The organism is Duganella phyllosphaerae (genome assembly GCF_001758785.1).
Taxonomy (GTDB): Bacteria; Pseudomonadota; Gammaproteobacteria; order Burkholderiales; family Burkholderiaceae_D; genus Rugamonas; species Rugamonas phyllosphaerae.
In genome coordinates this window covers 137,397-154,395 of record NZ_LROM01000077.1, presented here as the reverse complement: position 1 = coordinate 154,395, position 16,999 = coordinate 137,397, and the positions used below count along the sequence as shown (strand labels likewise).

General features: G+C 65.8%; 12 protein-coding genes and 1 pseudogene. 4 read left to right on the top strand and 9 right to left on the bottom strand.

Features of this window, described 5'->3' with window-relative positions:
- Nucleotides 1-1,423 (bottom strand): annotated as a pseudogene (locus DUPY_RS10535) (bifunctional diguanylate cyclase/phosphodiesterase); the annotation flags it as partial.
- Between the two features lie 83 nt (nucleotides 1,424-1,506).
- Nucleotides 1,507-3,813, bottom strand: a complete 2,307-nt coding sequence (locus DUPY_RS10530; RefSeq protein ID WP_070247777.1) for an FdhF/YdeP family oxidoreductase — start codon at nucleotides 3,811-3,813, stop codon at nucleotides 1,507-1,509.
- Nucleotides 3,814-3,953: 140 nt separating this feature from the next.
- Between DUPY_RS10530 and DUPY_RS10525 the strand changes: the two genes are divergently transcribed.
- Nucleotides 3,954-4,925, top strand: a complete 972-nt coding sequence (locus DUPY_RS10525) for a YihY/virulence factor BrkB family protein (RefSeq protein ID WP_070247776.1) — start codon at nucleotides 3,954-3,956, stop codon at nucleotides 4,923-4,925.
- Between the two features lie 8 nt (nucleotides 4,926-4,933).
- Here DUPY_RS10525 and DUPY_RS10520 read toward each other — a convergent pair whose 3' ends face one another.
- Both DUPY_RS10520 and DUPY_RS10515 read right to left on the bottom strand, forming a co-directional pair.
- Complete coding sequence (locus DUPY_RS10520; protein ID WP_070247775.1) at nucleotides 4,934-5,221, bottom strand: helix-turn-helix domain-containing protein; 288 nt, start codon at nucleotides 5,219-5,221, stop codon at nucleotides 4,934-4,936.
- A complete protein-coding gene (locus DUPY_RS10515) occupies nucleotides 5,221-6,513 on the bottom strand; it encodes a type II toxin-antitoxin system HipA family toxin (protein ID WP_070247774.1) in 1,293 nt (430 codons plus the stop codon). Before DUPY_RS10515 ends, DUPY_RS10520 begins: the two co-directional genes overlap by 1 nt.
- 130 nt (nucleotides 6,514-6,643) lie before the next feature.
- Here DUPY_RS10515 and DUPY_RS10510 point away from each other — a divergent pair, with 130 nt between their 5' ends.
- Nucleotides 6,644-7,540, top strand: a complete 897-nt coding sequence (locus DUPY_RS10510) for a hypothetical protein (RefSeq protein ID WP_141749504.1) — start codon at nucleotides 6,644-6,646, stop codon at nucleotides 7,538-7,540.
- Between the two features lie 18 nt (nucleotides 7,541-7,558).
- Entirely contained in the window at nucleotides 7,559-8,287 is a 729-nt protein-coding gene (locus DUPY_RS10505; RefSeq protein WP_070247772.1) for a carbon-nitrogen hydrolase family protein, read from the top strand.
- 53 nt (nucleotides 8,288-8,340) lie between these two features.
- Here the strand turns inward: DUPY_RS10505 and DUPY_RS10500 are convergent, their stop codons facing one another.
- Nucleotides 8,341-10,605, bottom strand: a complete 2,265-nt coding sequence (locus tag DUPY_RS10500; protein ID WP_070247771.1) for a putative bifunctional diguanylate cyclase/phosphodiesterase — start codon at nucleotides 10,603-10,605, stop codon at nucleotides 8,341-8,343.
- Between the two features lie 185 nt (nucleotides 10,606-10,790).
- Here DUPY_RS10500 and DUPY_RS10495 point away from each other — a divergent pair, with 185 nt between their 5' ends.
- Complete coding sequence (locus tag DUPY_RS10495) at nucleotides 10,791-11,570, top strand: OBAP family protein (protein ID WP_070247770.1); 780 nt, start codon at nucleotides 10,791-10,793, stop codon at nucleotides 11,568-11,570.
- Here the strand turns inward: DUPY_RS10495 and DUPY_RS10490 are convergent, their stop codons facing one another.
- The 4 genes from DUPY_RS10490 to DUPY_RS10475 form a co-directional block, all read right to left on the bottom strand.
- Nucleotides 11,571-13,145 (bottom strand): aminotransferase class V-fold PLP-dependent enzyme, encoded by a 1,575-nt coding sequence (locus DUPY_RS10490; RefSeq protein ID WP_070247769.1) that lies wholly within the window; start codon nucleotides 13,143-13,145, stop codon nucleotides 11,571-11,573.
- A 67-nt stretch (nucleotides 13,146-13,212) separates the two neighbouring features.
- Nucleotides 13,213-14,589 (bottom strand): ABC transporter permease, encoded by a 1,377-nt coding sequence (locus DUPY_RS10485; protein WP_070247768.1) that lies wholly within the window; start codon nucleotides 14,587-14,589, stop codon nucleotides 13,213-13,215.
- The gene (locus tag DUPY_RS10480; RefSeq protein ID WP_070247767.1) at nucleotides 14,586-16,022 is read right to left on the bottom strand and encodes an ABC transporter permease; all 1,437 of its coding nucleotides are present in this window, start codon (nucleotides 16,020-16,022) and stop codon (nucleotides 14,586-14,588) included. Before DUPY_RS10480 ends, DUPY_RS10485 begins: the two co-directional genes overlap by 4 nt.
- A 2-nt stretch (nucleotides 16,023-16,024) precedes the next feature.
- The gene (locus DUPY_RS10475) at nucleotides 16,025-16,825 is read right to left on the bottom strand and encodes an ABC transporter ATP-binding protein (protein WP_084640649.1); all 801 of its coding nucleotides are present in this window, start codon (nucleotides 16,823-16,825) and stop codon (nucleotides 16,025-16,027) included.
- Nucleotides 16,826-16,999 lie beyond the last annotated feature (174 nt).

The following is a 16,999-nucleotide window of genomic DNA, read 5'->3' as shown; positions in this document are numbered from 1 at the left end:
TCAGCCGGCGCGGCAGTTCGCGCACCAGCCATTGGCGGTTGGGCAGCTCGGTGAGCGGGTCGTGCAGCGCCAGGTGTTCCATGTCGCGCTCGTGCAGCTTGCGTTCGCTGACGTCCTGCAAGGTGATGGCCAGGCACTCGCCCACGCGCACGATGCGGCGCCGGCCCCAGCCGATATTAAGCTGGCCGTCGGGCGACATCTGCCGCTCGTCGTCGTAGTTGCCGTCTTGCAGCGCCTGCAGGTACACCGGCAGCAGCGCCGTGCCGAACACGTCCTGGTCGAGGGTGGAGACGCGGCGGCCGATCAGCTGGTCGCGCCCGAGTCCATAGAAATAGGCGCCGCGCGCATTGCAGTCGATGATGTCGAAATCGATGACCGCGCCGGCAGCGTCGCGCACGGCGGCGGCCAGGTAAAAGCCGTCACTGCCGTGTTCGGTTGCCATGCGATAGGCCTGGTGCGCAGCCCTGCTGCGTACGCGCCGGCGCTCGATGCCCAGGCTGTAATGCGTGGCCAACCCACCGAGCAGCACGGTGAGCAGCGTGAGCCAGAACGCGCGGTCGCGGCGGCGGCTCCAGTCGGTGGCGGCCGGCGCCAGCGCTTGCGCCGAGGTCATGGCGGCCAGTGCCACGACCGGGTAGGCACTGGAATGGCGCCAGCTGACCAGCCGCGGGGCGTGGTCGGAAAAGGCCGCGCCTGCCATCAGCCTGGTGTCGAAGCCGCCGGTCAGCGCCGGCGCCGTGGCAAACAGCGAGGCGCCGGGCGCCAGGGTCAGCGCGTCGCCGTGGGCTTCGAGGCGCACGCTGCTGGCGTTGCCAAGGTCACTGAACACGGCCACCACGCCGTGGCCGCCCAGCAGGCGCTGGTTGTAGAACGACGTCAGGTAATCGGCATCGAGGGTAAGCGCCAACACCCCGGCAAAACCGTCGTCGCGGCGGTCGAGACGGCGGGTGAACTGCACGAATTGCTGGCTGGCCTGCACCGCGCCGCCCGGCGCCAGGATGCGCAGCGCCGACGAATTATTAGCCTGGTGAAAGCCGAACGAGGCCGGCAAGCCCGCGCCGGCGCCATGATGGCGGCCGGCGCGGCTCAGCACGCGGCCGTTGGGGGCATAAATGGCGATCTCGGGAAATGCCGGATCGGTGAACATGCCGTCGCGGTACAGCGCATCGAGCTGCAAGGTGCCGCCGCTCTGCTCCCAGCCATGCTTGAGCTGCATGGTGACCTGGTCCATCTGGGCGACGCTGCGGGTAAGGTAGTGCTCGAACGCATCGACGTGAGCAGCGAGCTCGCGCCGCGCGGTCTGCTCGACATCGCGCCGGGTGCGCTCGGCGCTTACCACGGCGTGATTCCAGCAGACGGCCGCCGCCAGCAAGGCCAGCAGCAACCAGGCCCAGGGCCAATATCGGGAGGCGTACGAACGCAAGATAACATCCAGGGGAATAAAAGTTTCCGGATGTTATCGCAGCAGTATGTCAGGCGCGTGACATTGCGTGATTTTTGCTCGATCTACCCTGCAGCAGGCGCCAACCGTACCGCGATCGCCTTGGCGGCGGGCACCATGCTTTCCAGCGCATGGTGTTCGAGCGGCAGCAGCGGATTGCACTCGGGATAGTAGCCGGCGATGCAGCCGGGTGGCACTTCGTAGCCCACCAGCTTCAGCCCAGCGACCGTGCGCACCAGGCCATCGTCCGTAACGCCGTGCACATCGACCAGCGCGCCTTCCGCCAGGCCAAGCCGGACGATATCGTCGGGGTTCACCAGCAAGACCTTCCTGCCGCCATACACGCCGCGGAACCTGTCATCGAGGTCATAGATGGTGGTGTTGAACTGGCTGTCGCTGCGGATGGTAAACAGGCGCAGTATGTCGCGTGCCAGCGGCTGCTGGTCCGGGTTTTCCTCGAGCGTGGCAGGCGCGATGAAGTTGGCGCGGCCGTTCGGGGTTTTCCATTCGCGGTGTGCAGCCGGCACCGGACGGCGAAAGCCGCCCGGCGTCCACATGCGGGCATTGAAGTCGTTGAAGATGTCGGGGAAGGTGACGGCGATGGCGTCGCGGATACGGCTGTAATCGGCCACCCAGTCGGCCCACGGCACCAGCGCTGCGCGCTCGGACGGCAACATGGCTTGCGCCAGCGCCGCCACGATGGCCGGTTCCGACCACAGGGTGTCAGCAGCCGGCTCGGCGCGACCGCGCGAGCCGTGCATATAGCCGGTGCTGTCTTCCACCGCCACCGACTGCTCGCCGCCGGCCTGGCGGTCGATCTCGATGCGGCCCAGGCATGGCAGCAGGTAATTGACAGCGCCCGGCACCACGTGGCTGCGATTGAGCTTGGTGGCAATCTGCACGTTGAGACGCAGTTGCGACCAGGCTGCCTCCAGGCGCACGGTATCGGGTGCGGCACGCAGGAAGTTGCCGCCCAGGCCGATGAAGGCTTTGACCGAACCGTCCATCATGCCGCGACAGGCGGTCACAGTGTTCAAGCCCTCGTCGCGCGGCGGCGCAAAGCCGTATTGTTTTTCCAGCTGGTCGAGCGGCGCCAGTTTCGGCTTTTCGGTGATGCCCACGGTGCGCTGGCCCTGCACATTGGAGTGACCGCGCACCGGGCAGATGCCGGCGCCCGGCTTGCCGATATTGCCGCGCAAGAGCAGCAGGTTGGACACCATTTCGACATTCTGCACGCCGTGCCGATGCTGGGTGAGGCCCATGCCGTACACGGCGATCACGCGCCTCGCATTTGCATAGGTGGCGGCCGCTTCTTCGAGCGCCGCGCGCGTGAGGCCGGACTGGCCTTCGATGGCGGACCAGCTGGTGGCTCGCGCCTGGGCGGCAAAATCGTCGAGGCCGGCCGTGTGCTCAGCGATGAAGCCGGCATCGAGCACGCGCGCGCTGCCGGCAGCTTGGGCCGCGTCGTCGCGCGCGATCAGCGCCTTGCACAGGCCCATGATGGCGGCGCTGTCGCCACCGGCTTTCACTTGCAGGTACTGGGTGCTGATCTGCGTTTCGGCCGTGGTCAACATCTCGGTCGGCGATTGCGGGTTGGCGAACGACAGCAAGCCGGTCTCGCGCAAGGGATTGAAGGTGATTACCGGCACGCCGCGTTTGCGTGCAGACTGCACCTGGTGCAACATGCGCGGGCTGTTGGTGCCGACGTTCTGGCCGAAGAACAGGATGCAGTCGGTCTGCTCGAAGTCGTCGAGGTTGACGGTGCCGATCGGCACGCCGATGGTTTTGGGCAGCGCCACCGAGGTGCTTTCGTGGCACATATTGGAACTGTCCGGCAGGTTGTTGTTGCCGTACAGGCGCGCGGCCAGCTGGTACATATACGAGGTTTCCAGCGAGGCGCGCCCGGATGCATAAAACACCGTGTTCTTGGGGTCAAGCGCATGCAGGTTTTTCAGCTCCTGGCCGATCTCGTTGAACGCGGCTTCCCACGCCACTTCCACGTAACGGTCGCTGTCCGGGTCCCAGCGCAGCGGCACGGTCAGGCGGCCCACGGCTTCCAGCTGGTGGTCGGACCAGGTGCGCAACTCGGTCAGCGTGTGCTTCCTGAAAAAATCGGCGCCGATCGTCTTGCTGGTGATTTCCCAGGCCGTGGCCTTGGCGCCGCTTTCGCAGAATTCGAACGGGTGCGGGTTGGCCGGCTTGGCCCAGGCGCAGCCCACGCAGGCGTAGCCATCGGTCTTGTTCTGGTGCAGCATGAGGTTGCCGCCCTTGAGCAGCACGCCCTGGTCCAGCAAGATCGTGCCTACTTCCTTGACGGAGCCCCAGCCGCCGGCAGGATGGGGATAGGGTGCGGCATGGGTTTCTTTGGTCATCGGGGTTTCCTGAATGGGTTGGAGGCTTGGACTATGCGAGCCAGTGTGGGGCACCACCCTCCCCGCTTCCGTGCGCGTGCGCACCGACCGCGAAATGGGTGGCGGCGACCATCAGAGTGTGACCAACAATTGCTAACTCCATGACTTCTACCACCATCGCCCAGGACGATCCCGTCGCCCGCAATCGCCGCCAAATCGCCTTGCGCGTCAAGCACGGCGGCCCTTCCGCTTACGTGTATGCCGTCGGGCAAATGGCCAAGGCTGCCGCCATGGCCTGGCTGGCCAGGCGCGCCGCCAGCAAGGGCGCTGCGCTGACGCTGTACGTGCTGTTTTCGCTGGCGCCGATGCTGATGCTGGTGGTCGCCCTGGCCAGCCTGTTCTTCGATGAAGACGTGGTGCGCACTGCGCTGCTGACGGAACTGGGCGGCCTGACCGGCAGCCAGGGCAGCGAAGCGCTCAAGGTGATCATTGCCGGCGCGCGCCAGGCAGATGGCAGCCTGGCGGCCAGCATCATCTCCGGCGTGATCGTGTTGATCACGGCCACCAGCGCATTTGCCGAGCTAAAAGAAAGCCTGGACGAACTGTGGCAAATCCCGCCGTCGCAAGGCTCGGGCGTGTGGATCTTCATCCGCGAACGCTTTTTGTCGTTCGGCTTGCTGATGGTGCTGGCGCTGATGCTGATGATGTCGCTCTCGATCAATGCCGGCCTGGCGGCGTTCCAGAGCAGCTGGGCCGATCCCACCGATCCCGGCAAAGTGCTGCAATACGCATTCTCGGCGCTGTCGATGATCATCATCACCGTGGTGTTCGCGTTCGTGTACAAGTACCTGCCCGCCACCCGCATTGCCTGGGGCGACGTGATCGTGGGCGCCATCCTGACGGCGTTGCTGTTCCTGGTTGGCAAGGTGCTGATTGGCCTGTACCTCGGGCATGGCAACTTCAGCAGCTCGTATGGCGCGGCTGGCTCCATCGTCGCACTGATCACCTGGATATATTATTCAGCGCAAATTTTCTTCTTCGGTGCCCTGTTTACCCACGAATACGCGACCACGCTGGGCAGCCGCCGCATAGACGGCGGGCCCGGCCAGGATGGCGGTTCAGGCGTGAGTTAGGGCGGCGATTAGCGTCGTGGCGCGGCCACCGCGCCCACCACCAGGCCCACCGGGCGCAACAGCTTTTCCACGGTAGCCAGGGTGGGACTGGTATGTCCGCGCTCGATATCGGCCAGGGTGCGGCTCGAAACGCCGCACAAGCCTGCATACTCGGCGATGGTGAGGCGGAGCGCGGTACGGGTCTTGCGGATCACGTCCGGGATCGGCATGGCCGGCTGCTGCGCCAGTTCGTCTGCCAGCTTTCTGCGCTGCGCCAGTTGTTCGGAGGGACTGTGGGGGTGGTAGCGTTTGTCCATTACAACGCCTCCAACTGCGCACGCACGTTCAGCAGCGATTTTTCTATCGGTTTGAGAAAATCCCGCTCGTCGATGCCAAGGTCCAGCGCGGCCTGGTACACCTGCGCCAGCGGCTCCGCCATGGCGCGCACCCCTGCCACAACCCGCCTCTCGTCGATACCGGCCGCCTGCGCCGCCTGGGCGATGGCGCTGGCCCATTGCGGCGCACCGTCATCGTCGCGATCCCAGCGCATCTTGCGGGCGATACCATCTGGGTGTAACCACATCGCCGCAAAATCGAACAACGGCGCCAGCGCCACGGTACCGTCCTGGCGACGCTGGATGGCCGTATTTCGGCCGTGGTTATCCTTGTTGCCCAACGCGATATTGGCGATGTCACGGCGGATGTATTCGATGACGTCTGCCACCGGGTCGCTCGCCCATACGCCCAGCCGTCGGCACACCTCGTTGTGGCTGGGCGCTACGCCAAAGCCGGTCAACCCGCAAAAGGCCGCCACGCTCTCCTGGCCATGGCGCAGCACCGCGCCATCGACCACCGCGCGGTCGAAACGCGGGATGAACAGCGCCCGGTCCACCAACATCAACGGCTTGTGCACGTTCAGGCCCAGCATCGCGGCCAGTTGCATATACGGCGCTTCGAGACGCAGGATATCGGCCAGGCGCGCATCGTCGCCGCGTCCGAACTTGACGATGAAATGTTCGTCGGCCTCGTGGTCCGGCAAGGTATGGTCGAGATAGAACAGGCCGTCGCGGGCGCGCGTGAGCAAGATCTTGGGCCACTCGCCCTGCACGCCTGACGACCCGGCCAGGAACAGGCCATGCTGCGCCAGGTATTCGTTGAAGTCGCCAGCACGGCGCGCCACCTCGTCCATCGTGAAGCCGCGTGCGGTAGCGCCGGTGCGCTGCAGCGCCCATTCATAAGCCTCGCGCACTCGCAGATTGCCCACCGGGTTGCCGGCGCCGGCCAGCAGCAGTGCCCAGTCGGCCTCGCGCTCGGCATATTCCTGCCGCTGCAATTGCTTGAGCACCTCGCGCCTGCCATAGCCTTGCGGTAGCAAGTCCACCAGGAAGGCCGGCCAGTGGGGCAAACTTTCGACCATGAGGCTGACCGGCAACGCAGCGGACAGTGCCGCCGCGTCGCGCCGTCCAAGGTGGTCGATGGCATGGGCAGACGTGTAAGCGAGCACTGTATGTGCGTCGAGCCCCTTCGCGGGGTCGCCGTTCAGCTCGACTGCAGCGGCACCGCGCCAGGCGCCGTTGAGGTAGAGTTCCAGATTGCAGATTGGGTCCATATAGGTAGAAGAGTAGCATTAATAATGCCTGGATCAAGGATAATACTGCTATTAAAGTTCATAACCATTACAAATTTGCGGGTTAAGATAAGAAACTGCTAACATCGCTTTTTCTTCTTCCCCACTTTCCATGCGCCACGCTCTCCCGCTGTTGTTCGCCTGCCTGCTCTGGCCCGCCCACGCCGCCGACTGGCAACCGTTTCACTGGCATACAGGCAGCGTGGACGGCGGGCCGGTGGAGCGGCTGGCGATCGTGCTGCCGATCACTGTTGACGGCATCGCGTGCAACGCACAGCTCGACACGGGCGCCAACGAGGCGGTCATCTGGCATGGGCAAGCGCCCGCCGTTGCGGTCGCCACACCGGCGGCCGCCCAGCCGCGCAAGGTGCTGGTGGAGTTTGCGGGGCTGCGGTCGTACGCCAGCGCCGCGCCTGCCGTGCTGGCGCAACTGACCAGCGATGCATGCAAGATCGGCGTCATCGCCACCCTGGGCAACGCGTTCTTCGAGCAAGGCACGCTCACGCTCGACCTGGGCGGCGCACTCGTGGCCTACGCACCTCAGTCGCTGCTGGCAAACGACCCGAACGCCCAGCCGCTGTTCTATGCGCGCTGGGCCGGCACCGGCGGCCATACGCTGGTGGAGGTGGCACAAGCGGACCAGCCGGCCGGCTACGCGCTGCTCGACACAGGCTCGGCTCGCTTCGGCCTCAACGCTACCAGCGCCGCCGAGTGGGCCACCCTCACCAACAACACGCCGCTGCAGGCGGGCGCCAAGGTGCGCAAGTATTCGATCCGCAGCTGGGGACGCGATATCGATTGCTACGAGACCAGGGCTGCCGGCGACTTCACGGTGGGCAAGCAGCCGGTGGCCGCCATGCAGGCCTCGTATTGCGTGGACCAGGGCTTCCGGGCGCCGGTGCGGCTGATCGGCGTGCTGGGCCTGAAACCGCTGGGCGACCGGGTGCTGACGATCGATTATCCGGGCCGGCGCTGGAAACTGGCCGAGCCTGCCAGCCCAACTCCCTGACAACTGACACGAAAATCAATGAAACTCGTCGCCGCCCAAATCGCGTCAACCGCTGGTGATATCGTCAAGAATATCGCCAAGCATGAACAACTGGTCGAACGCGCGGCCACCCACGGCGCCAACGGCATATTTTTCCCGGAACTGTCGTTGACCGGCTATGAACCGGGCCTGGCGGCGCAGCTGGCCATGGCGCCGGACGACCAACGCCTCGATACGTTTCAGCGCCTGAGCGACCGCTTCGCGATGCTGATTGCCGTCGGCGCACCGCTACGCGGGGAGCACGGCATCGAGATCGGCATGATCGTGTTCCAGCCCGGCGTGGCGCGCAGCGCCTATGCCAAGCAGCAGTTGCATGCCGATGAACTGCCCTTCTTTTCACCTGGCGCGCAACAGCGGCTGTTTTCCGTCGGTGGCCACCTGCTGGCGCCGGCCATTTGTTACGAGTCCTTGCAACCGGACCATGCGCAGCAAGCGGCAGACGCCGGAGCGCACATCTATTTCGCCAGCGTGGCCAAGTCCGCGCGCGGCGTCGCAGCCGCGTATAACCATTATCCGGCAATCGCCAGGCGGCACGCGATGACAGTCATCATGGCCAATTGCGTGGGCCCGGCCGATAATTTTAACGGCGCCGGACAGTCGGGCGTATGGTCTGCCGACGGCGCACTGGTGATCTGCGCCCCTGCGACGGCGGAAGCGCTGCTGGTACATGATGTGATGGGCGGCACCGGCGAACTGGTCACGTTGTAGTGTCAGCTCCGCTACGAGACAGCCGTGCGCAGTGAATCAACAATGCGTTGTCGTTAGCGCTCACCACCGGAACGCGACGCCGCAAACCGCAGCAACTCATCAGCCGCCACCGGCCGCGAAATATGGTAGCCCTGCAGATAATGACAGCCGATGACGTCGAGCGCCCTGGCCTGGTCGGCGGTTTCAACGCCTTCGGCCACCAGGCGCATGCCCAGGCTATGGCCCATGGCCACGATGGTGGCCACCAGTGCGTGACTGCGCGGGCTGTCCACCATGCCGGTGACGAAGCCGCGGTCGATCTTGAGGGTGTTGATGTCGAACTGGGTCAGGTAGCTGAGCGACGAATAACCGGTGCCAAAGTCGTCGAGCGAAATGCTCACGCCCAGGTCGTGCAGCCGCGCGAGCGCCGCACGAACCTGCTCGCCGTTACCGATCAGCACCCGTTCGGTCAACTCCAGTTCCAGCCGCTGCGGCGCCAGGCCATGGTCGGCCAGCGCCTGCTCCACCAGGCTAATGAAGGCGGGATCGAGCAACTGCCGGGCCGAGACATTGATGCTCATCGCCAGCTGCGGCAAATCGGCGCGCCAGGCGCCCAACTGGCGGCACGCTTCGGCCAGCACCCAGGCGCCGAGGTCGATGATCAGGCCGCTGTCTTCGGCCACCGGGATGAAGCGGTCGGGGCCGACATGGCCCAGGGTGGCGCTGTGCCAGCGCAGCAGCGCTTCCACCTTGTCCAGGCGGCCGGTGCGGGCGTCGATGATGGGCTGGTAGACCAGCCACAGCTCGCCGGCGGCAATCGCCCCGCGCAAGGCGCCGTCGATCACCAGCGCCTCGCGCGCATAGGCGCTCATGGCGGGGTCGTAGAAGCGCAGCTGGCCCCGGCCCGATTTCTTGACCTCGTGCATGGCGATGTCGGCGTTGCGCACCAGGGTGTCGGCCTCGGCGCCGTCGCTGCCCTGACAAGCGACGCCGATACTGGCCGATACCGTGATCGCATGCGGCGCCAGGTCGAAGCTGGCGCCCAGCGCGCGCAGCACCCGCTCGCCGCAGACGGCAGCGCACTCCGGCGCCGTGCCGGCGACCAGACCGGGCAGCACCACCACGAATTCGTCGCCGCCGAAGCGGCCCAGCAAATCCGCTTCGCCCACGCACTCGCGCAACCGCGCGGCTGCCTGGCGCAGCAGCTGGTCGCCGGTCGCGTGGCCGAACGAGTCGTTGATGCGCTTGAATTTGTCGATGTCGATGAACAGCACCGCGCACTGCTGGCCGGCAGCGCGCGCCAGCAGTGCGCGGTCGAGCTCAATGCCGAGGCCGTGGCGGTTGAGCAGGCCGGTGACGTTGTCGTAATGGGCGGCGCGGTATAACTGGTCGTCCTTCTTCTTGCGATCGGTAATGTCCATCACCAGCATCATGCAAAACAGCTGGCCGCGCTCGTAGTGCGGCGAGGCGATCAGCTCCACCGGCAGCTCGGCCCCGGTACCGGCGCGGAATACCGTGGTTTCCACGTAGGGATAGGTCACGGCATCGGCGAAACGCTGGAAGTGGCCCGCCACCGTATGGCGGGTGGTCCCGTCCAGCCAGTCGCCGATTTTGCTGCCGATCAGTTGCCGCAAGCCGGGGGCGCCCAGTAATTGCACGCACCGCTGGTTGGCCGTGCGGATCACGCCCTCGCGGTCGGTGACCAGGAAGCCCTTGCCCAGGCTATCGATGGCATGGGTGTAGCGCGTTTGCAGCTTGTCCTGCACCGCGTGGATCAGGCCCAACATCGAGGCCGCCTTGACCAGGAACGACCACATGAGCCACAACTCGACCACGTCCGGCACCAGGTGCATGCTGTTGGCGAGGTTGAACAAGCCACGCAGCAAGAATACCCAGGCCAGGAAGCGGTAGCCGGTGCGCTGGCTCAGCAGGCGCCAGCCCACCCAGAGGAAAATCACGGCATAGCCGAAGGCAGTGACCACGCCAATGACGGCGCCGGCGCTGACGAAGACGCCGTAGCAGGCAAAGCCGAGTCCGATCGTAACAGCCACCGCGCGCCGCAGCCGCGCCGGATCCAGTTTGCCAAGGAAGGCTTCGGTGCCGGCCCAGAAACCGGCCATGCTGACCGCCAGCGTGAGCGCGGCCATGGCGGTCCTGGGGAGATAGCCGGGATCGAGTTTCCAGCTCACGATGCCCATGGTGAGCGCAAACTGTCCCAACGCCCAGGCCAGCGCATGTTTTTCGTCGTTGTGGCGCCACCATAGAAACACCAGCACCAGGCACAGAAGGACATCGATGCCGAGCGAAAAGAGGATAAAAATCTGTGGATCTACATTCATCTGGGCGTGGATTCGCGTGTTGGGTAGCGCAAACGATTGTAAATCAGACCATGAATTTAATGCTACTTTTATTTCCATGCGGCAGTTTTTATCGAAGATTATTTCTCCACATAAAACGCGCGACATGCGGTGCACAGGGTGGCTAGACTTGATCACTCCTTCCTTTTTCCGCAAGGAGATTCGCCATGTACCCGTTCATTCCCACCCTGGCCGGCTGCGCCCTGGCTGTCGCCGCGATGGCCGCTTCTGCCCAAACCGCCACCCCGCCCGGCGCCGACAAAACGCCCAAAACCCGCGTTCTGGAGGCCGGCGCCAAGCTGCTGCAAGGCAGCGGCCCGATACCGGGCTTCGACATCTACCTGGTGGGCTTCCACCCGATGCGCGACATGCCCGAGAACCAGATCGAAGCCCATCATTACTGCCACCAGCAAAACGAAGATTTCGCCCAGTGCGTACTATTTGACGGCAACGGCCGCAACGCCAACCTGCACGGCGTCGAATACATCATCTCTGAAAAGCTGTTCGCCACCCTGCCAGAGGGCGAACGCAAGTACTGGCACCCGCACAACGGCGAAATCCTCAGCGGCCAGTTGATTGCGCCGGGTTTGCCGGCAGCAGCGGAAAAATCGCTGATGCGCACGAAAATGAATAGCTATGGCAAGACTTGGCATATCTGGAACACCGGCCACCACAGCGAACACAACGACCCGCTGCCGTTCGGCGAGCCGATGCTGGCGTGGTCGTTCAACCGTGACGGCGAAGCCAGGCCGGCGCTGGTTGAGCAGCGCGACCGCCGCATGGACGTCAGTACCGAGCGCATCCGCAGCCAGCGCGACGACCTGCGCGCGCTGGCGCGGCCGCAGGCGGGGGTGGATGCCATGCAGGGCCAGTTCGCCCGGCCGACCAGGGAAATTCCGGCAGTGGTCGACAGTGACCGCGCCCCCGCCCCCGCCCCTGCTCGCTGATCAGCAGGCGGCGAGCAATGCGCCCAGTTGGCGCTGCTCGGCAATGATTTCGCCCAGGTGCGCCGGCGTGGTGTACACATTGCTGAGCACCACGCGCAGCACCGTGATGCCCTCGGCAAACGGTGCGCGCTCGAGCACGGTACGCGAGACAAAACTGTGGCCGTTGGCTTTTTGCCGCTCCTGCAAGCGCGCATTGAGCTCGTTGACCTGGCGGTTGAGAATGATGGCCTCGTCGATACTGCCGGCGGCCAGCAGTTGCGCCAGCCGCTGGCCCAGCGCCGGCGGCAGGTAGCGGTAGGTCAGGATGAAGTTATCCGAATTGCTGGTCAGTTCGAAATCGGGCTGGGCAGCGATCAGCTCGCGCATGGCGGCGGCCAGGCCGGCCGCGTGGCCCAGCAGCGTGGCGTAGCCGCCCTCGCCCAGCAGCTTGAACGACACCCACAGTTTCAAGGCGTCGAACCGGCGCGAGCCTTCCAGCGAGGTCTGGCCGAGGTCGCCCGAATTGCTGCGGATGATGTAATTGGCGTTGTGCCTGAGCAGGTCGAGGCTGGCCTGGTCGCGGAACAGCACCATGCCCTGCGCCATCGGCACCCAGAACAGCTTGTGGCCGTCGATCACCACCGAATCGGCTGCCTCGATGCCCGCGTACAGCGGCCGGAAGCGCTCGGCCATCAGCAGCGCCCCGCCCCAGGCGGCATCGACGTGGAACCAGGTTTGTTCGCGCCGCGCGATGGCCGCCAGGGCTGCCAGCGGATCGATGGCGCCGGTCTCGGTGGTGCCGGCGATGCCGAGGATGGCGACGATGCGGATACGGTCGCGCTTGAGCGCGGCAATGGTCTCTTCCAGCGCCACCAGGTCGATGCGGTTGTCGGCATCGACCGGGACGCGGTGCAGCGCGTCCTCGCCCAGTCCCAGCGTGCCCAGCGCCTTCTTCAGCGAATAGTGGGCGCGCGCCGAGGCGATCACCGCCAGGCCGCGCTGGCCAGACTGCTGCATCGCCGCGTAAACGCCGTGCTTGCGCACGCCCGGCAGTGCGTGTTCCAGCGCCACCGCCAGCGCAGTCAGGTTGCCCATGGTGCCGCCGTTGACGATATTGCCCAGCGCCTGGTGTTTGGCGCGCATGGCGTCCACGTACACCGCATCGGGAGCACGGTAGACCACGCGGTGCATCCAGCCGAGGATCTCCTTTTCCACCAGCGTGGAGGCATAGGCGGTTTCGATCTTGACCTGGTTCTGGTTCAGGGCGGCGGCGAGCGCTTCCACCAGCACCGTCATCCAGGGCAGCGCCTGGGTCATGTGACCGATGTATTTCGGGTGGTTCAGGCGCGCGGTATGCGGCAGCAGCTTGCGTTGCAACTCTTCCAGCACCTGGGCCGGGGCCATGCCGCTTGCGGGCGGCGCCAGGTCGGCAAACAGCGGCAGCAGGTCGTCGATGGGCGTGACGGGATACGGCGACTTGCCCTCGGGCGCGAGCCAGTCGCGCACCATGCCTGCCATTTGCCGCAGCACGTCCGCATCCACCTGTTCGACCGCGAAATGCCGGTTCAGCAATTCACGCAAGCCGCTGTCACTCATCTGCCATCCCTATTCAACCCAACGCGGGGTGGCAGTATAAAACAAAGTGACCGATAAGTGCTTCCGATCAGCGTTCGGCGCCGGCTTTTATGCGCGCCAGCCGCCATATTCCGGCCGCAAACACCAGCCACGCGACCAGGCATACCGCCCCCGCCGCCCGCCACGGCGCCGGCGCAGCGTCCGCCGCCGGCTCGAACACCGGCTGCTGCGCCGCCTGCGCGGGTCCGAACGGCTTCTCGGTGAACAGGTAGCCGTAATAGAAATTGCGCAGCGCTTCATGGAAGCCGGTGATGCGCTGCTGGTACGCCAACTGCGCGGGCAAGTCGGTGGCTGCCAGCCGGTGCAGCACCGCCTGCACGCCCACGCCGGGCAGTACCCACCCCAGGCGCTCGGTCCACTGCTGGCGCGCCATCAGCCCGGCGCGGTACTGCGCCACCTGGCCGGCCACGCTTTCGTCACCGAGCTGGTGGAACGCAAAATACCATTTCCAGTGAAAGCCCACCGGCAGCGGTGCGCTGTCGCGCCATTGAGGGTGGTTCAGGTAGAACTTGCGCATGGTCTCGGCACGCGGCACTTCCCAGGCGCCGTGCACGGTCTGGCGCTGCGCCAGCATCAGGTCCACGCCCTGGTGCACGGGGATTGCGCGGGTAAGCACGACGTTGGCCAGCGTGGGCAGCACCAGCGTCAGTACCGCCCACACGCCCATCAGCGCGGTGGCGTTGGTGACGGAGCGCCGCCCGCGCGCGCCGATCAGCAGCGACACGCCGATCCAGCACGCCAGGTAACTGGCCGCCACCGCCAGCACGATGGCGATTGCCGCCACGCCCAGTCCTGTCCACAGCGCCCCTGCCAGTACCGGCAAGACCAGGCAGGCCAGCAACAGCGCAAAGCGCAGCGCCACCCGCCGGCGCCACAGGCGGGCGCCATCGGGCATGGCGGCCAGCATCCGCAGCCGGCCCGACTGCCGCTCGCTCGAGACCAGGTCGTGCAGCAGCGCGATCACGAACAGCGGCGACAGATAGATCAGCACAAAGGCGAAATCGAAACGGCCCGGCAGCGCCACCTCGGGGTTGAAGCTTTCACCCTCGTAGAGCTGCGCCTGCAGACCCAGCGCGCGGATGCGCAGCGCATAGGGCGCGACGTCGCGCAGGCCCAGCGCCAGGAAGGCGGCGTCGGTGGGCGCATCCCAGGTATGGTGGAAGGTGTAGTAGGCGGCGCTGCCGGCATCGCCGCCGGTGGCGTTGCGGGTGGTGGCCACGGCGCTGTCCTGCGCCTGCAAAGTCGCCAGCCGGGCGATGGTGGCGCGCTGGCGCGCCACTTCCTGCACACCGGACCACACCGACAGGGCCGACAACAGCAGCAACAGCAGCAAGGCCACGACCGACAGGCGTGAGCGGACGATCAGGCGCCATTCAAAAGACAGCCAATTGGTGAGCAGGTTCAACGCACGGCCCTCCCCAGGCGACCGGCAAGCCACCAGGTCAGCCCGGTCAATGCCAGTATCCACAGCACCAGCGCGGCGCCCGCAGGTGCGGCGCGCACCAGGATTTCATCGACCTGCGCCTGGCGGTAAGGGAACGGCGGGAAGCCCTGCCAGTGGGCATTCGAAATACGGTTTTCCTTGCCGGCCTTGCCGTCGTCGGCATAGTGCACTTCTTCCGCGTGCAGCTTGTTGAGCCCCTGGATCAGCGCGTAGCGATAGGCTTCGCCCTGCTCGAGGAAGCTGCGAAAGCTGGCCAGGTCGGTGCCGGACGCCGTCATCGACAGGCGCCGCAGCGCCAGCGCGGGACTGAGCCAGCCGGCGTGATCGATCAGGCGGCTCTGTTCTTCCTGGCGGTCCATGGTGGACGCGGCATAGCGGTTGAACAGTTCGGTCGAGCGGCGCTCGCCTTCCATGCTCACCAGTCCCTTCAGGTTGACCGGCAAATCTTCCACGCGGGTGACGTTGTATTGTTTGAGCAGGCTGTCGCGGAAGGCGGCAAATTTCGGATCGGCAGGATTATGCGAGTCGCCCAGCGCCAGGTAGTCGCGCTGCACGTTGATCACGTTCTCATAGCGCGTGGGCAGCGCCACGGCATTGTTGGCCGCATCGGGTACCCAGCGCGGCAACAGGATCACTGCCACCGCCCACGCGGCCAGCAGCACCAGCAAGGCGTCGCGGCCGCGTGCGAGCACGGTGGACACCAGCACCACGCCAACCGACCACAACAGCAGCCAGCCGGTATAGCCGGCCGCCAGCAACAGCACCGGCAACCAGGGCGCATGGCCGCTGGCCGCCATCCAGGCCAGGCCGGCCAGCGCCGGCAGCAGCATCAGGGCCGTGAAGCCGCATAACGCCAGCAGCTTGCCCAGCACCAGCTGGCGGCTGGCCACACCCTGCGCCAGCAGCACCCGCAAGGTGCCCGATTCGCGCTCGCGCGCCACCGCCGCGTGGCCGAAGAACACCAGCAGCAACGGCGCCAGCACCTGCAACACGAAGGCGGGCGTCAACTGGCCGAAGCGCAGCAGCAGCGAAGTCTGGCGCACGTCACCGAAGTTGGCGCTGTTTTGCTGGTGCCCTTCGACGAACAGCGTGCTGCCGGTATAGCCGTCGATACCGGGGTCGAACGCGGCCAGCGGATTGACAGGCCGGAACAGGAAATGGCCGTAGTGGACCATGCGGTGCGGGTGGCGGTCGGGCTGGGCCTGGAACTCGTGGTTCGATTGCGCCTGGTAGCGCGCCCGCTCGGCGTTCGCGCCGCGCTGCTGCTCGTACGCGGTGAGCGCCGCAACGCACATCAGCACCGTCAACAGCAACAGGCCGACGACGGCAGCGCGGTCGCGTACCAGCACGCGCCATTCCTCGCGGGCGATGCGGGTGATCAGGGAGGTCGCCATGGTCACGCTGCCTCTGCCGAGGGTGCCGAGGTTGCCGACTGGGCAGCATAACGGCGATGCAGTGCGCGCACGTCGAAGCGGTCGTCGCCGGCGGCGGCCACTTCCTCGCGCAGGCGCCCCGCTTCCAGGAAACCGATGCGGTCGGCCACGTCAGCGGCGCTGAGCAGGTCGTGGGTCACCATCAGGATCGCCACGCCCTGGGCGCGCAGCACGCCCAGCAGGCGGTTGAATTCGGAAGTAGCTTGCGGATCGAGGCCGGAAGTCGGTTCGTCGAGCAGCAGCGCCGGCACTTTGCGCGCCAGCGCCAGCCCGATCGCCACCTTCTGCCGCATGCCCTTGGAGAAACCGGCCACGCGACGGTCGAACGCGGCCGCATCGAGGCCGGCGGCAGCGAGCGCCTGATCGATGGCGGCGGGGTCCTCCTGCTGGCCGGCCAGGTGCAGCAGGTAGCCGACGTTTTCGCGCGCCGTCAGGTGCTCGTAGAGCGCGACGTTTTCCGGGATATAGGCCAGGTGGCGGCGCGCCTGCGCCGGTTCCGTGACGGGGTCGAAACCGCTGACCTTGACCGTGCCGGCGACCGGTGCGACAAAGCCGAGGAACAGGCTGACGGTGGTGGTCTTGCCGGCGCCATTGGCGCCCAGCAGCGCATAAATCTCGCCCGCGCGCACCTGCAAATCGAGCCGCTGCAAAATGGTCTTGCCGCCGTAACCGGCGACCACGCCGACGGCGTCGAGCACCGGTTGATTGCCTGCTTTGCCGGCTGTGCGGCCCTGCACGGGCGGATGAAGACTGTCGATGGTCACGCAATTCTCCTGATCGGATGGGGATGATACCTACAATCGCAACATGGTTGCGTTTATTAATGAGAATAATATCTCATTAGTGCCGTACCGCGCCAGTCCGGATATGCGTGACAGCTGTGCTCAAAATGGTGATTGTTCGTAGCGTTCCTGCAATCAGGGGGACATCAGCCGCTA

Bases quoted from the DNA above. Each gene is read 5' to 3' on its own strand.
- DUPY_RS10530 (WP_070247777.1), bottom strand. From the start codon at position 3,813: ATGACCAAAGAAACCCATGCCGCACCCTATCCCCATCCTGCCGGCGGC.
- DUPY_RS10525 (WP_070247776.1), top strand. From the start codon at position 3,954: ATGACTTCTACCACCATCGCCCAGGACGATCCCGTCGCCCGCAATCGC.
- DUPY_RS10520 (WP_070247775.1), bottom strand. From the start codon at position 5,221: ATGGACAAACGCTACCACCCCCACAGTCCCTCCGAACAACTGGCGCAG.
- DUPY_RS10515 (WP_070247774.1), bottom strand. From the start codon at position 6,513: ATGGACCCAATCTGCAATCTGGAACTCTACCTCAACGGCGCCTGGCGC.
- DUPY_RS10510 (WP_141749504.1), top strand. From the start codon at position 6,644: ATGCGCCACGCTCTCCCGCTGTTGTTCGCCTGCCTGCTCTGGCCCGCC.
- DUPY_RS10505 (WP_070247772.1), top strand. From the start codon at position 7,559: ATGAAACTCGTCGCCGCCCAAATCGCGTCAACCGCTGGTGATATCGTC.
- DUPY_RS10500 (WP_070247771.1), bottom strand. From the start codon at position 10,605: ATGAATGTAGATCCACAGATTTTTATCCTCTTTTCGCTCGGCATCGAT.
- DUPY_RS10495 (WP_070247770.1), top strand. From the start codon at position 10,791: ATGTACCCGTTCATTCCCACCCTGGCCGGCTGCGCCCTGGCTGTCGCC.
- DUPY_RS10490 (WP_070247769.1), bottom strand. From the start codon at position 13,145: ATGAGTGACAGCGGCTTGCGTGAATTGCTGAACCGGCATTTCGCGGTC.
- DUPY_RS10480 (WP_070247767.1), bottom strand. From the start codon at position 16,022: ATGGCGACCTCCCTGATCACCCGCATCGCCCGCGAGGAATGGCGCGTG.